Source organism: Hyphomonas adhaerens MHS-3, assembly GCF_000685235.1.
Classification (GTDB): domain Bacteria; phylum Pseudomonadota; class Alphaproteobacteria; order Caulobacterales; family Hyphomonadaceae; genus Hyphomonas; species Hyphomonas adhaerens.
The window spans coordinates 49,074-64,017 of the sequence record NZ_ARYH01000001.1 but is presented as its reverse complement, the minus strand read 5'-3'; the positions used below and the strand labels follow the sequence as shown (position 1 = coordinate 64,017).

Below are 14,944 nucleotides of genomic sequence, written 5' to 3'. Positions count from 1 at the left end.
TCACGGCGCGATTTCGGCGGCTGCCGCACGGGCTTCGCGCCGGGCGGTGAAGTGCGTTTCGAACGCCACGACGAGGCAGGCGACAATGATGATCGCCGCGCCGCCATAGAGCCGGACATTCGGGATCTCCTGAAAGAAGGCATACCCGAACAGGGACGACCAGATGAGGCCGGTATATTCAAACGGCGCCAGCGTTTGCGCCCTGGCCCGGGCATAAGCGAGCGTCATGAACGACCAGATGCCGACGGCGGCGAGTGAGGCTGCCCCCAGAAGCGGCCATGTGTTCGTTTCCGGCAGCGCGCCGGCAAAAGGCAGGAAGGGCAGCAGGAACAGAACGGGCAGCACGTTCATGAAGGTGACCAGCGTAATGGCGTCTTCTTCCTTCGTGCGCATCCGCAGCAGGACGATATTGAGCGCATATCCGACAGCCGAGACCAGCATCGCCGAGATGCCGTAAACACGGGTTCCGCCTTCCGGCATGCTGGTGGGCTCCCCGGAAATGGCGATGGCGGCGCCGACAAAACCGACCAGCGACGCGCCGACCGTGACCGGGCTCATCCGCTCCCCCAGCAGGACCCGCGCGATCGGTGCGATCATCAGCGCGGCGGTAAACCCCATGACGACCGCTTCGGCGAGCGTGATCTGGGTGAGGGCGTAGAAGAAGGTAACCGATGACGTCACCTGCGCGATGGAGCGCAACGTGTGGAAGCGGATCGCCTTCCAGCCCGGCATCGGGCGGCGCATGGCAAGGAACAATCCCACCATGATGAACGAGGCCAGGATATAGCGCCAGGCCGTTGCGGTGATGACGCCGGTGCCACCCAGCGTGACGCCTTTCATCGTGGCGTCGAGCGTACAGCCGCAGAGGACGGCGAGACAGACAAGGATGATGGGGTGGGGCAGACGCATGGGCCGGAGCCTTCGCTGGCGGATTGCTTTCCGTCAAGCGGGGAAGTGGACGGCTTGAACGGGTGCATCCATTTTCTGCTTCAGGTTTGCGTTGGGTCAGCCTGTTTCAGGCCGCGCGGTTCCGGTAAACTGGCCTCAACCGGACAAAGATCCGGACGAGGAAACATCAGGAGGAAGCGGCCATGGCAGACGATGCACGGCCTGAGGCGTTCGATCCGGACGCCCTGCGCGACAAGTACCGCGCGGAACGCGACAAGCGCCTGCGGACTGAAGGCAACGAGCAATACGTCAACATGGCGGGCGATTTCGCCCATTACATAGATGATCCGTATTGCGATTTCGAACCACGCGATCCGGTGACGGATCATGTGGAAGTCTGCGTGATCGGCGGCGGTTTTGGCGGGCTTCTGGCGGCCGGGAAACTGCGCGAGGCCGGGTTCGGCGATATTCGCATGGTCGAGAAGGGCGGCGATTTCGGCGGTACCTGGTACTGGAACCGCTATCCCGGCGCAGCCTGCGATATCGAAAGCTATATCTACCTGCCGCTGCTGGAGGAGACCGGCTACATGCCGGTGGAGAAATATTCCCGCGCGCCGGAAATCCTCGAACATTCCCGCCGGATTGCCCGGCACTATGACCTCTACCGCAATGCCCTTCTGGGGACGGAAATCACCGGCCTCAACTGGATTGAAGAAAAGAACGCCTGGCAGGTGCTGACCAATCGCGGCGACGATTTCACCGCGCAGTTCGTGGTCATGTCCAACGGCCCGCTCAACCGGCCGAAACTGCCTGGCATTCCGGGTGTGGAAACCTTCAAGGGGCATTCCTTCCACACCAGCCGGTGGGATTACGACTATACCGGCGGCGATTGTTCCGGCGGGCTCGACAAACTGTCTGACAAGGTGGTGGGGATTATCGGAACGGGCGCGACGGCCGTGCAGTGCGTGCCGCATCTCGCTCGCGGCGCAAAGCATCTCTACGTGTTCCAGCGTACGCCGTCCTCGGTCGATTATCGCGGTGACCGGCCGACGGATGACGCGTGGGTGAAATCGCTCAAGCCTGGCTGGCAGAAGGCGCGGATGGAGAATTTCAATACGCTGGTTTCAGGTGGTTTCGCCCCGGTCGACATGGTGCAGGACGGGTGGACGGACATTATCCGCAACCTGCTGCACATCGCGACACAGGAAGGGAACCAGAACCTGTCGCCCGAAAAGCTGGCCGAGCTGGCAGAGATCGCCGACTTCAAGAAGATGGAGCAGGTGCGCGGCCGGGTCGATGAGATCGTGAAGGATCCCGCGACAGCGAATGCCCTGAAGCCCTGGTATCGCCAGTTCTGCAAACGGCCCTGTTTCCATGATGACTATCTTGCGGCGTTCAACCGGGACAACGTCACCCTGGTGGACACCGAAGGACAGGGCGTCGATGCCATCACCGAGCACGGCGTGGTCGTCGATGGCAAGGAGTACAAGGTCGACTGCCTGATCTATGCCACAGGGTTCGAGGTCGGCACCGACTATACAAGGCGGGCAGGCTACAATCCTGTCGGACGTTCCAGCGCATCGCTTGCGGACGTCTGGCAGAACGGCATGCGCAGCCTGCACGGCATGTTCGTGCACGGTTTTCCGAACCTGTTCGTGATGGGGCCGGGCCAGGCCGGGTTCACGGCGAACTATCCGCACCTGCTGGCGGAGCAAGCCGTGCAGATCGGTTACACGATGTCGGAAGCGAAAGCGCGGCAGGCGAGCCGGTTCGAACTGACGGAAGACGCCGAGCAGGCCTGGGTGGATACGATCATCGAAAAGGCCATGCTGCGCCAGAAGTTCCTGGAGGAGTGCACGCCCGGTTACTACAACAATGAGGGCAAGCCGGGTGACCGGAGCCGTCAGGATGCGTCCTATGGAGCCGGGCCCGATCCGTATTTCGCCATCCTCAAGACATGGCGGGAAGAGGGGGAACTGGCGGGGCTGTCGCTCGGTTGAGCGGCCCCGCCAATCGCCGGATCAGTAGGTGATGCGCAGGTCCGAGATGGACTGGGCAATCTTGGTGTAGGCGTCGGTCAGCTCGTCGGCGCTCTCCGCCTTGAAGGCGAACTCCGTCCCTGAGGCGCAATATTCAAGGATCTGCTTACCGGCTGTCGGCGCCTGGAAAGCCACGGTGTAAAGCCGCACGCCTTTTTCCTTGATGTTGTCACACAGCACCTTGGCCTGGTCGAAGGACGTACCCTCGCCGGTATTGTGCCAGTTCAGGAAGTCACCATCGGTCATCATGATCATGGCTTTTGCCGAATCCGGCTCGTCATAACCGAGCGGATCGGAGCCCGATGGCCAGACGCTTTTCCACTCGGGGGAGATGGAATACCAGCCCCAGGCGATGCCGATATGGCCGGCCGTGCCGCCATTGGCATTCAGGTCGCCGATATAGTCTTTCAGGTCGTCCCGGTCATCCGTCAGCGGAAGGGGGCTGATCGGATTGCAGGAAGGCATGTTCCAGCGATCTCGACTGGAGTCGTATGTCGGTTCGACGGCCTCGATCCATGCAAACGGGCCGGGGTCTTCATCCGTATAGGTTTCGGAACCGCGGCGTTCCTGCACGCATGTGCTGGTAATCGATTTTGTCGAAGTATGCTCGACATCCTGATATTTGTATTTCCGGCAACGGCCATTACGCTTCCACCGAACGCAGACCCGTTCGCGCGACGTATATGTTTCGGTGTAGGTCCGCGTCGGATTTTTGTTGGTAACTTTTTGGAAGTAGCTGCCAGCATCGAGGTAGTTCGAATAGGACACCATGGAGATGCGCACGTCGCCCATGTCGGCCGCCTCGCCTGTTGGCAAGAGAACATCGACAGCATCTTCCGCCGCATCCTTCAGGGCGTCCATTTTTCCAGACCAGCCCATGGAACCCGAAATATCGAACACGAAGGAGACGTCGACCTTGCCGATCCCGTAGGTGGAGCCGGAGGAGACGGTGAAATCGAGATACTGATGACCGATCAGTTCGGTCAGCGTGGTTTTCTGCTGGCACTTGATCGTGGCGTTGATGTCCTGGCTGCCCTTGGAATAGGACACGTCAACCGGCTTGCAGGAAGCGGAATAGTTCTTGGCCTTCAACACGCCGTCGACGAAGTCGTTGATGTAAGCGTTGATTTCGGCTTTGGATTTTCCAGACTGCATTGCGCGCGACCCCGCGATCACGGCATTGTCCAGCGAGTACTGGACGAACTGGCGGCTCCTGTTCGTGTTCTGCAAGTCGATTGCAATGCCGATCAGCGCCAGAATCGGGATGATCGCGATTGCCAGAATGATCGCGACATTGCCTTCGCGATTTTCTTTCCATGTGGTCAGCCTGTTCAACATCAGCTCGTCCCGCTTTCACATATTCATCATGGATTATGGATGATTAACGTTTCTGCGCGGCTAAGATGCAGGCCAAAACTCCTTACGCGTCGCAAGTTTCTGGTAAGGTTTTGCCGGCCTTCCGTAGGCGGGAACCGGTCTGGTCGCGCAAGGCCTGCAACAGAACGCAGCGTTTGATACTGGTCATGACATGCTGGCTCGTGCAAACAGCCTGTCTGGCGAAAATCGCTGCCGCAGGGCGCCTGCCAGGCCAATCTGCAGCGGGGATGGAGGAGGAAACGATGGAGCTGATCGTTCAGTATGGGCCTTTATTGGTGGCGCTTGCGCTGGCCGGGGCCACAGCCGGGCTGGCGGCTGGCCTGTTCGGAATTGGCGGCGGGGCGATTATCGTTCCGGTCCTGTACTTCCTGTTCGATGCCATGGGGTATGGCGAAGCCGCGATGCATGTGGCGGTGTCCACATCGCTTGCCACGATCATCCTCACCTCGGCGCGCAGTGTCAGCGCCCACAACAGTCACGGGGCCGTCGACTGGTCGATCATCCGGGGCTGGGCCCCGTGGATCGTGCTGGGCGCTCTGGCGGGCATGTCCCTGACCGGGTTCCTGTCGAAACGGGCGCTGCTCGGCATCTTCGGATCGCTGGCGTTCGTGCTGTCGGCGCAGCTGTTCTTCGGCCGGCCCACATGGCGCCTCGCCGATGAGATGCCGAAAGGGCCGCTGCGGGCCGCGCTGGGCATGGCGGTCGGGGCGCTGTCCGCCCTGATGGGCATCGGCGGGGGCACCTTCGGCGTCAGCCTGATGACGCTCTATGGCCGGCCGATCCACCAGGCTGTGGCGACCGCGGCCGGCTGGGGTGTTGCCATCGGCCTGCCGTCTGCGCTCATGGCCATCTATATCGGCTGGGGGCGGGAAGGCCTGCCGCCATTCTCGCTCGGCCATGTGAACCTTGCGGCGTTCGCGCTGATCTCGTTGTTTACCGTCACCATGGCCCCGGTCGGGGCGTCGCTGGCCCACAAGCTGGACGCCGCGCGCCTGCGCCGGATGTTCGCTATCCTGCTGGCCGTGGTGGCCGCACGCATGTTGTGGAAAGCCTTGGGCTTCTAGCCGGTCAAACGCCGAAAAAGGCGCCGGCGATCCGTTCGATCGCCCAGTAGCTGCCCATGAAGCCGATGAAATAGGCCAGACCCACGCGCACCGGCACCATGCGCCCGGCTGCCAGCTTGTGGACGATGAAGGCCGCCGCCAGCACGACGCTCACAAACAGGACCTGACCGGCTTCAACGCCGACATTGAACAAGAGCAGCGCCAGCGCCTCGGCCCCCTTGGGCAGGCCGATTTCCGACAGGGCCCCCGCAAAGCCAAAGCCGTGGATCAGGCCGAACCCGAAAGCAATGGCCCAGGGGATATGCTGGCTGAGCGTGTCCCAACCCTTGATGCGGTGCATGGCTTCGGCCCCCAGAAGGGCAATGCTCATGGCGATTGTGATCTCTACCGGCGGGCCGGGCAGGGTGATCCCGCCGAGTGTTGCCGCGGCCAGCGTAATGGAATGCGCGACAGTGAAGGCGGTCAGCGTCAGCAGCAATTGACGCGGCCGCACCAGCAAGACCATGCCCAGCACAAACAGAAGATGGTCCCAGCCAAAGATGATGTGCTCGACACCGATCCGGAAATACGCGGCCACAGGCGCGCCGGTCGGGACGGTCAGGTCCAGCACGGGAGAGGATGGACGCAGCACTGCCTCGAGATCATCGCCTTCCAGCCGGTCGATCCTGACAAAGGCATCCGTCAGGGTCCGTTCCAGTCCGTCGATCCGGATCTCGCCCACATTGAGATTGCAGCGTGTGGTCCAGCGCTGCACCAGCGTCCCGCCGGGTGAGGCGACATATTCGCCTTCGCGAGCGCAGGCTTCCGGAAACACCGGATCAATCTTGAGGCGGCGGCCATCCAGGACCGGCTGTTTCCAGGTGACATCATATGTGCCGGGCGCCGTTTCGATCACTTCCAGATAGGCCGGACGCACTTCATGCGCCGCCGCCGGGGCAGCCATCATCAGCCATGCGGCGACACCTGCCAGGCAGGCTGCCAGCCAGCGGGCCAGGCCAGACCTATTCGGCATTGATGCCTTCCACCTCCACCTTGTACCGGGCGATGATGTCCTGAATGGCCTGTTCGTTCGCCTCGCGCCGGGTCTGGTCCTGCCAGTCGGCGAGCACGGCGTCCTTCACGTCCTCGAACGGCTGAAGCTGGGGCGGGGCATTGGCGCTGACCTGGACGAGATGCACGCCGAGGGCAGAGCGGATGGGGCCTGTCCACAAGTCGGAGGCCGGTGTGGCGGCCAGTGATTGCGCGAACTCGCCGCCGAACAGGCGCACGACTTCGCGCAGCGGCAGGTCGCCATAGGCGCGTTGCAGCATGAAGGGGTCGCCTGCCTCCCGCCAGTCCTTGCCGGTGTTCAGGTCTCCCAGCATGGCTTCGGCATCGCCCGTCGCAGAAGCCCCCCGGACATCCTCGCTGAAGAAGACGTGCCGGAACGTGACCTTCTGCGGCTGCGTGAAGCGGTCTGCATGGGTTTCGTACCAGTCGCGCAGAACGGCATCGTCGGGCGTTTCTTCGCGGGCGAGGTCGGCCACCATGAAGGTCATCTTCTGCGCGAGGCGCCGGGTGACGATCGTGTCGCCTTCATCGAGGCCGAGGCGTTTGGCTTCCCGCGCCAGCGCCTCGTCGCGGACATAGTCGTTGACCATCGCGACCATGTCTTCGCCAGAGGGCAGGGCGCCTGCCTCCGCGGTGTAGATGGAGGCGAGGCGTTCGAGGTCCGCGCCGGACACCCGGATCGTCCGCGCCTCATCCGCCCGCCCGGATGCCACGACATTCCAGGCGATGAACACCACCAGCGCAGCCAGGATGAAATGTACGAGCGGTTCGCGCAGCAGCACGGGCCAGCGGCGCACCTGTTCGGTCTTGTCGGTCAAATTGTGTTCCTGTCGCGTCAGCCGCCGGGGATATACCAGATCGGGGAGGTGTAGGCGCGCTCCTGAATCGTCTCCGGCACGTCAGGCCGCGGCGGTGTGCCGTTGCGCATCGCTTCCCAGGTAGACCAGCGGCAGGACGGGTTCTCCAGCACACGGACATAATAGGTCGCCCGGCGCGCCGGATCGAAGTCAGGATCGGTCCACAGGACCTTCAGCTCGCTGGCGCCCTCGTTCGACGGGGTGCAGGTCGACATATCGACGCTGGCGCCATTGTCGGTGCAGCGGCGGGTGGACGGATCCGGCGTGCCATTGTCACAGGCCACGTCGATGACTTCCTCGCCATCGCTGGTCACCTTGACCACCTGCAGGCGTTGCAGCGTGCCGCCATTCGGGTCGCGCTGCGCCCAGGCGATGAAGGCCGGGGCTTCGCCGGTGCCGACAAGGTCTCCGCCCATGGGGACACCGCCCTCATAGGCTTCGTGCGAAAGGTTGGCAGAAGCCAGCATCGCTTCGTCAAATCCGAAGCCGCCGAAGAAGCGCACTTTCATGCGCGGGCCGGTGGTGGCGAAGGTTTCCTTGCGGCGGAACGCGTCAAAGATGGCTTCGCGCGTATTCTCTTCCGCCCAGACGCCGGTCAGGCCGCTGGCGGACCAACGGGAGAACCAGTTGGTGGCATTTATGACAGCCGGATTATCCTTCGGCTGTTCGTCCCAGCTTGTCGTGCCGGGAAGGGGGACCGATCCCCGCGCCACCGGCGTGCCGTCCACGATGCCGATTTTCGACCAGTAGTCTTCCTCGGAATAAGAGCCGCCCGCGACGTGGCTGTCCGATGCGGCGACGAGCCCGAAGTGGAACGGGTCAAAGCCCTTTTCTTCCTGCAGTTTCAGCCCGTTGCGATAGGCTTCGCGGACATAGGAGCCTTTCGTCGCGCCCACGGTATAAGACCCCAGGAGCTCATCGTAGATTTCGAAATTGGCCCATTCATCGTTGGGTGAAAGATCCGGGTGGGTCTCGCTCGTGCCTTTCACCTGGGTCACCTCGACCAGCGGCTCATTTCGCATGCGCTGTTCGGCATAGGCGGTGTCCATCGGTTCGCCTTTATATGTTTCCAGGCGGAACATCTGGCCATCGGAGACATTGGAGTTGTGCGGGATGGAAATGACTTCCATGCCGGCTTCGCGCTGGGCATCCATCCAGTCCCACAGGTCCTCCGGATTGGTGGAGTCCAGCGTCGAGAAGGCCCGCACTGGCGCTTTGCCCTTGAAGAAGACGTTGCGGTGGAGGTTGCCGCCGCCGAAGCCGCCATTTTCCTCCGCAGTGGTCACGGAGGTGAACTCGTAGGCCGCAAAGGTCGTGAACTTGCCGGGCTGATTGTACTTGTCCGCCGCAGCGACATTCTGGAGCCAGACAGAATTGATCGTATCAAGATCATACATGTCTTCGATCGGCTTGCCGGAGCGCACGGAGGCGCCGACGCCCTGGAAGGCGGCCACGATCTTTTCCGGATCGGTGGAGAACATGTCCTTGGCCCGCGGCAGTTCGGACAGTTTCGTTCCGGGCGTGTCCATCGCCGGCAGGATGCCGAGATATTCGGCATGGTCCGTGACGGTGTAGAAATCCAGCGGGCCGCCGGCGATGGTCATGTCAAAGCCGGACGGGTGCTGGATCGTTTCGCCGAGCGCAAACCGGTAGGCATCGTCGGCCGTGCGGCGCACATTGAAGATATAGGCGTCGAAGCTGGAGCGCGTGTGAATGTGAAGGTCGCCGAAATAGGCGTTCCGGTCGGGATTGTAGCCAGCCGTCCGGCCCGCCTCGTCCGCCTTCGCCGTTTCGGTCTTTTGAACTGCTGTGTCTTCGGTTTTTGCGCCCGTGCCCCCGCACGCGGCAAGCGCCATGATCACGGCCAGCGCCGTAGCTTGCTTCAACATCGATTCCTCCCTCTCGCGCCCTATATTGGCACTGCGACTGCAGTTTGAGCGCGATTGAGAGGCCTGTCCACCCTGACGTGACGTCGGTGGCGTCAGACGGCAGAAATGTCTGTAATCTTGTAGGTCAGCGGTGTTTCGCCATGGCTCGCCACGGTGATGTATTCGCCTTCCTTGAAGATATGGTCGCCCAGCCGGTAGCCAGCTTCATCGTCGCCCTCATCGTCTTCGTCATAGTGGAATTTCCACTGATTTCCGCGATGGGTCAGCAGGCCCGTGGCATGCTCGTCCGGGTCGGGATGGAAGCGGGTGACCCGGCATTCCTTTTTGTGTTCCCGCCAGGTTTCGACATCGAGGTGGCCGTCGCCGGTCAGCGGCGCGACGATGAAATAACCAATGCGGGCATCTCCCTCGGTGATGCCGGGATTGCGGGCGAGCTGCAGGGTAATGCGGTTCAGAGTCATCTTGTTCTCCGGTTTAGCGGGCCAGAATGAGTGGGCCAGTATTAGCGGGCGAGGGCGAGCGCCGGGGCTTCATCGGCATCCAGCAGGCGCTGGGTCGTGCCGCCGAACAGGCGTTCGCCAATGCGGGAATGCCCGTAGGCGCCCGCAACAATGATCGAAGCGTTGCTGCCCTTGGCGAGGGACAGGAGACCGCTGGCCACCTGGCCTTCGATCGGCATGCGCTTGTGTTTCACATTGTGGGAGTCGAGCCAGGTCTCCAGCGCGGCCGGGCTTGAGGCGTCGCGGGGCTGGTCCTTGCCAAGATCGGATTCGTTCTGGGCGATAATCACCTCGCCGAACGCCTTGACGAGCGGGAGGTGGAACCGCACGGCCCGGGCGGCGCCGTTCGACCCGTCCCATGCCACAACCACCGGCCCATCCGTCAGCGGCTCGGACCCGGCCATCACGACAGGCAGGCGGGCTTCCATCAGGACATATTCGAATGACAGGCTGAGCGGGTCTGCCGCTTTCTGGACGCTGTGCGGAAACACGACCGCATCGGCCAGCGTGGCGGCATTGGCCCCGGCCCGCTCGGCAACATCGACGATATGAGAGAAGTCGCAGGGCAGGCTTTCGCCGCCCGTTGCCGTCTCGAACGTCTTCTTGGCGCGGGCGATCACTTCTTCCTGCATGGCGGTGATGTCCCGCGTTGCATTTGCCGCCAGTCCGGTCGCCTCCGGGGTCGACATCACGATCAGCGTCGATGTCGGGTCGGGCAGGGCGCACACACCGCTGACCGGCACTTGCAACCGCCGGGCGATCCCCAGGGCGGTCAGCGTCGAAGCGCGGTCGGCGGCTTCCGACCCTTCCAGCATTGCGACAACGGACATGGACGTCTCCCGTGTAAATTCGCCCGGAATGGGCCTTCAGAACACCACGTCTAACACGCTGAACGTGCAATTGTGCAAGGGATTCTACGTAGCCGCGGCGATCCGCTCGCGGGCGATCCGGTCGGCCACTTCATTGGTCGGGGTATCGGTGGACAGGGCCTCGTCGAGCACCTCGCCGAGTGTCTCGACCAGCCGGACCAGTTTTGCATCGACCCAGTCGCGCGAATAATTGCCCGAAATCTCGGCGGCGACGTTGATGATGCCGCCGCCATTGATGACATAATCCGGTGCGTAGAGGATGCCTTTGCGCCGCAGCAATTCCCCCATTTCCGGCACGACGAGCTGGTTGTTCGCGCCGCCGGCGATGGCCTTGAACCGGAACCGTTCCAGCGTCTGCTCGTTGACCACGGCGCCCAGGGCGCAGGGGGCGAATATGTCGGCATCGGCGTCATAAATGGCGTCCGGCTCGACGATTGTTGCGCCCGTCCGGCGGGCGACCGCTTCCAGCGCGGCCTGGTCGATATCGGCGATCACCAGTTTCGCGCCAGCGCCCGCCAGGTGGTCACACAGATATCCGCCGACATGGCCCACACCCTGTACGGCGACGGTCCTGCCGGTCAGGTCGTCGCTGCCAAAGGCGCGCTTCGCCGTTTCCAGCAGGCCGAGATAAATGCCTTTTGCCGTCACAGGGGAGGGGTCGCCCGAGGCGGCATCGCCCTGGTCCAGCCCGGCGACATATGGCGTTTCCTCGCGCACGATGGCCATGTCGGCCACGCTGACGCCGACGTCTTCGGCGGTCGTGTACTGGCCCTGCAGGCTGTGCACGGCCCGGCCGAAAGCGCGGAACAGCTCCGGCGACTTGTCTGTGCGCGCATTGCCCCAGATCACGGACTTGCCGCCGCCCAGCGGGATATCGGCCATGGCGTTCTTGTAGCTCATCCCCTGGCTGAGGCGCAGTGCGTCCTTCAGCATGGCTTCGCCGGTCCCGTAGTTCCACATCCGGCATCCGCCAGCCGCCGGGCCGCGGGCCGTGGAATGGACGGCAATGATCGCCCGCAGGCCGCTGGCAGCATCCTGGAACATGTGGACGCCTTCATGGGCATCGTAGGAAGGGTGATCGAACATGAGGCTCCGGGCGTGTAATTGGGTACAAATGTAACGATTTGGCCCGGCTTTAGAGACCGCTTTCCCCTCGGTCAATCGCTGTCTCCACTCCAAACGGGCTGATGCAGTCCGCACTGGCGCAGTTAATGCAGGCACCGTAGGATTTGACGGCTGACCGGACATATGGCTGATGACCCGCTCAATTCTGGCGATTACGCCCCAGACAGCTCGTCCGGACCCGGCCGGGAGCCCGTGTTGACGTCTTCTCAGCTTTTCCCCGGTATGGTTACCGCCTGACATGCAGCTGCGCCCGCTACTCCTTGCCATCGGCATTATGACCGTGCTCCTGGGCGTGGCCATGCTGCCGTGCGCGCTCATAGACTGGGCCGACAAGCGCCCGGAAGCGCATGTGTTTGCGGTTTCGTCCTTCGGCGCGGTGTTCATCGGCACATGCCTGTGGGTGCTGGCCCGGGGGGAGGTGGAGCGCACCGGCCAGCGCGAAGGCTTCCTGCTGACCGTGCTGGTCTGGACGGCTCTGCCCGCCGTCGCGGCCATTCCCTTTGTCGCTTCGGGCATGAGCTTCACCGACGCCATGTTCGAGAGCGTGTCCGGCCTCACCACGACCGGCGCGACCGTGTTGACCGGGCTCGATTCCATGCCGCGCGGCCTCTTGCTGTGGCGGTCGATCATCCAGTGGTTTGGCGGCATCGGCATCATCGTGACCGCGATCGCCATCCTGCCGCAGCTGCGCGTCGGCGGGATGCAGCTGTTCCAGCTGGAGAACTCTGACCGGTCCGGCAAGTTCCTGCCGCGTGTCACGGACATCGCCACCTATCTGGGCCTGACCTATCTCATCATCTCGCTGACCTGCGCGCTGGTCTACTATCTCTGCGGCATGACCTGGTTCGACGCGATCTGCCACGCCATGACCACGATGTCGGCGGGCGGGTATTCCACGCACGATGCCTCGTTCGGCTATTTCAACGATACGCCGGCGGCCTATGCCGCGACCTTCTTCATGTTCATCGCGGGCCTGCCGTTCAGCCTGCTGGCCATGTTGCTGCTGCAGGGGCGCGTGATGCCGATGCTGAGCGATCCGCAGCCGCGCGTTTATGCCGGCATTGCCGTGACACTGGCGGCGATCATCGTGATCTATCACGAAGCCGTGGTCGATCCGCCGATCTTCGATCACGTCTTCCACGGCTTCAAGGAGGCCTTGTTCAACATCATCTCCGTGATGACCGGAACCGGGTATGCCTCCGCTGCCTATGACACCTGGGGCACGCCGGTCATGGCGATCTTCCTGGGGGCGACATTTGTCGGCGGGTGTGCGGGGTCAGCCGCCTGCGGCCTCAAGATGTTCCGTCTGGAGATCGCTTCGAAGGCCATGCTCGCCTATTCGCGCCGCATGGTTCAGCCGCACCGCCGCGCACCGATCAAATATGGCGGCAAGAATGTGGACGAGGAAACGCTCCAGTCGGTCATGGTCTTCATGTTCCTCTATTTCGCGACCTTCCTGATTTCCGCCGCGCTGTTGGGGCTGGACGGCCTGGATCCGATCACGGCGATTTCCGGGGCCGCGACGACGGTCTCGAATGTCGGCCCCGGCCTTGGTCCCATCAACGGGCCATCCGGCACATTCCAGAGCTTCTCGGACTTCTCCACCTGGGTCTGCACGATCAACATGCTGCTGGGGCGGCTGGAATTCGTTGTGGTCTTCGTGGTGCTGACCCGCCGCTTCTGGCGCGGCTGATCAGGACACCGGTCAATTCCAGGGATTGAACCGCCGGGCTGGCCGCGTGGGGTGTTCGGACCCGGAGTCCCGATTGGTTTCCGGCTCGGGCTTTTCCGCAGGCGCTTCCGGTTCAGGCGTTTCAGGCGCGGCATCCGTGACGGCGGGCAGGGGCTTGGCCGGCACGCCCGGCATCAGGTCTTCTTCGGTGAAACCGAACTCCTCATCCTGCTCCATCCGCCACTCGTCCGTCGGCGCGGCGGCGTCTTCCGGCAGCGCGTCTGGCAGCGTATCCGGCAGGTCCACCGTGCCATCGATCAGTCCGCGCTGGGCCGGTTCGGCCGCCTCAGACGGCGTGTCCGGCTGGACGCGATGGGCTGAATGCGTCGATCCGAGGCCAAAGCCGGATGTGATCCCTGACAGGCTGAAGCTGCGGGGCGCCGGTTGTTCGGGCTGGGGCTCCGGCTCCGGCTCTGGTGTGGGCGCTGGTTCCGATGTGGCTTCAGGTGCAGCCTCTGGCGCCGCTTCAGCGTCCGGCTCGCGGGACTGGCTGAGGTCGTTCAGATTGTTGTTGAACAGGGCAGAGCCAAATACGGGAGACGGCCGGGAGGCAGGAGCGTCGGGCGCGTCCGTATGTGCATCCTCCGCCTCGGCGGGCGCCGGTGTTTCGCTGGCAGGTCCGGGATCTGCCGCAGGGGCCTCCGCCTCGCCGCTGGCATTGCGGATCGTTTCCCAGACGGAGTTTTCCTCGCTGAACGGTTCTTCGGCGGCGGAGTCCGCTTCTGCGGCTTCGCTTGCAGGCTCATCGGCAAGCTGCGCCGGGTCGGTAGCGGCGGGCGCGGCGAATTCCGCTGCAACGGCATAGGGGCGGGCCGTGTCCGATGATCCCGCGAAGGGGGCGTAGGGTTGTGTTTCCGTGATGATCTCAGGCTCAGGCTCTGGGGCGGGGGCCGGCTCGTGGCTTTCTTCCCCCTGCGCTGCGGCGGGCGGGGCCTCGCTCATCTGGTCAGCCATTGCGGCGATGGCGGCCTGCATGTCGGCCTGACCTTCATATTCCGGCTCAGGCAACTCGTGGTCTTCCAGCGGGTAGGACTCGTCGCCCTCATCCTCGGCATGCTCGAAGCTTTCCGGCCCGGCCAGGGGTCCCGCCACTTCGGCCTCGGCAACGTCTTCCGTGTCTGCCTCGTCGAGGCTGCTAAGGAGGGCAGAGATCGCCTTTTCGGCGCCGCGCGCATGGCGGTGCGCTTCCCGGTACAGCGCTTCGATGAAGTCTGTGTAGGGCTGCCCGTTGGCATCAGTTTCGCCAGCGAAGTCCTCTGGCGTGCAGGTCTCTATTTCGCGGCCCAGCGTGTCTGTCAGCAGCAGGGAGTGCGGCGCAGCCGTCAGCGTCACCCGATACCCTTCGGTATCGTGCTTGATCGAGCCATTGTCGCTTTCTTCCCAGCCGACCCGCTGTTTGCGGGTCATCTCATCGAGCTTGTCGATGAGGCGTTTGGTCGAAGGATGCAGCATTCCGGGGAGTCTCCCGTTTCCCTGTCCGGCACCTACCAGTTAGCCCGTGCAGGCCGATTGTTCAAATGCTCCATCAAGATTCGGGCCAGGAAACGCATCCCG

12 protein-coding genes are annotated in these 14,944 nt (G+C 63.2%); 3 read left to right on the top strand and 9 right to left on the bottom strand.

The window, feature by feature from the left end:
• Positions 1-909: a DMT family transporter gene (locus HAD_RS00265; RefSeq protein WP_035568568.1), complete on the bottom strand. Its 909-nt coding sequence runs from the start codon at positions 907-909 to the stop codon at positions 1-3.
• 182 nt (positions 910-1,091) lie between these two features.
• Between HAD_RS00265 and HAD_RS00260 the strand changes: the two genes are divergently transcribed.
• Positions 1,092-2,888, top strand: a complete 1,797-nt coding sequence (locus HAD_RS00260) for a flavin-containing monooxygenase (protein WP_035568566.1) — start codon at positions 1,092-1,094, stop codon at positions 2,886-2,888.
• 21 nt (positions 2,889-2,909) lie between these two features.
• On the opposite strand, the gene HAD_RS00255 is transcribed toward HAD_RS00260, so the two are convergent.
• Positions 2,910-4,265: a vWA domain-containing protein gene (locus tag HAD_RS00255; RefSeq protein WP_035568565.1), complete on the bottom strand. Its 1,356-nt coding sequence runs from the start codon at positions 4,263-4,265 to the stop codon at positions 2,910-2,912.
• A gap of 281 nt (positions 4,266-4,546) precedes the next feature.
• Between HAD_RS00255 and HAD_RS00250 the strand changes: the two genes are divergently transcribed.
• A complete protein-coding gene (locus HAD_RS00250) occupies positions 4,547-5,368 on the top strand; it encodes a sulfite exporter TauE/SafE family protein (protein WP_051596192.1) in 822 nt (273 codons plus the stop codon).
• A gap of 4 nt (positions 5,369-5,372) precedes the next feature.
• On the opposite strand, the gene HAD_RS00245 is transcribed toward HAD_RS00250, so the two are convergent.
• The 6 genes from HAD_RS00245 to HAD_RS00220 form a co-directional block, all read right to left on the bottom strand.
• Positions 5,373-6,380, bottom strand: a complete 1,008-nt coding sequence (locus HAD_RS00245) for a HupE/UreJ family protein (RefSeq protein WP_051595793.1) — start codon at positions 6,378-6,380, stop codon at positions 5,373-5,375.
• Entirely contained in the window at positions 6,370-7,236 is an 867-nt protein-coding gene (locus HAD_RS00240) for a peptidyl-prolyl cis-trans isomerase (protein ID WP_035568563.1), read from the bottom strand. The genes HAD_RS00245 and HAD_RS00240 overlap by 11 nt, the downstream gene beginning before the upstream one ends.
• Before the next feature lie 17 nt (positions 7,237-7,253).
• Positions 7,254-9,164, bottom strand: coding sequence for a DUF3604 domain-containing protein (locus HAD_RS00235; protein WP_051595792.1), 1,911 nt, complete (start codon positions 9,162-9,164; stop codon positions 7,254-7,256).
• A gap of 92 nt (positions 9,165-9,256) precedes the next feature.
• Positions 9,257-9,625, bottom strand: a complete 369-nt coding sequence (locus HAD_RS00230; protein WP_035568562.1) for a hypothetical protein — start codon at positions 9,623-9,625, stop codon at positions 9,257-9,259.
• Positions 9,626-9,666: 41 nt separating this feature from the next.
• On the bottom strand, positions 9,667-10,494 hold the full coding sequence (locus HAD_RS00225; RefSeq protein WP_035568561.1) for a universal stress protein: 828 nt from the start codon (positions 10,492-10,494) through the stop codon (positions 9,667-9,669).
• Between the two features lie 84 nt (positions 10,495-10,578).
• On the bottom strand, positions 10,579-11,619 hold the full coding sequence (locus HAD_RS00220) for a Glu/Leu/Phe/Val family dehydrogenase (RefSeq protein ID WP_035568559.1): 1,041 nt from the start codon (positions 11,617-11,619) through the stop codon (positions 10,579-10,581).
• 277 nt (positions 11,620-11,896) lie between these two features.
• On the opposite strand from HAD_RS00220, the gene HAD_RS00215 reads away from it, so the two are divergent.
• Positions 11,897-13,351 carry a TrkH family potassium uptake protein gene (locus tag HAD_RS00215; RefSeq protein WP_035568558.1) on the top strand — a complete coding sequence of 485 codons (1,455 nt, stop codon included), beginning with the start codon at positions 11,897-11,899 and terminating at the stop codon, positions 13,349-13,351.
• Between the two features lie 12 nt (positions 13,352-13,363).
• Here HAD_RS00215 and HAD_RS00210 read toward each other — a convergent pair whose 3' ends face one another.
• Positions 13,364-14,842: a hypothetical protein gene (locus HAD_RS00210; protein WP_035568556.1), complete on the bottom strand. Its 1,479-nt coding sequence runs from the start codon at positions 14,840-14,842 to the stop codon at positions 13,364-13,366.
• Between the last annotated feature and the right edge of the window lie 102 nt (positions 14,843-14,944).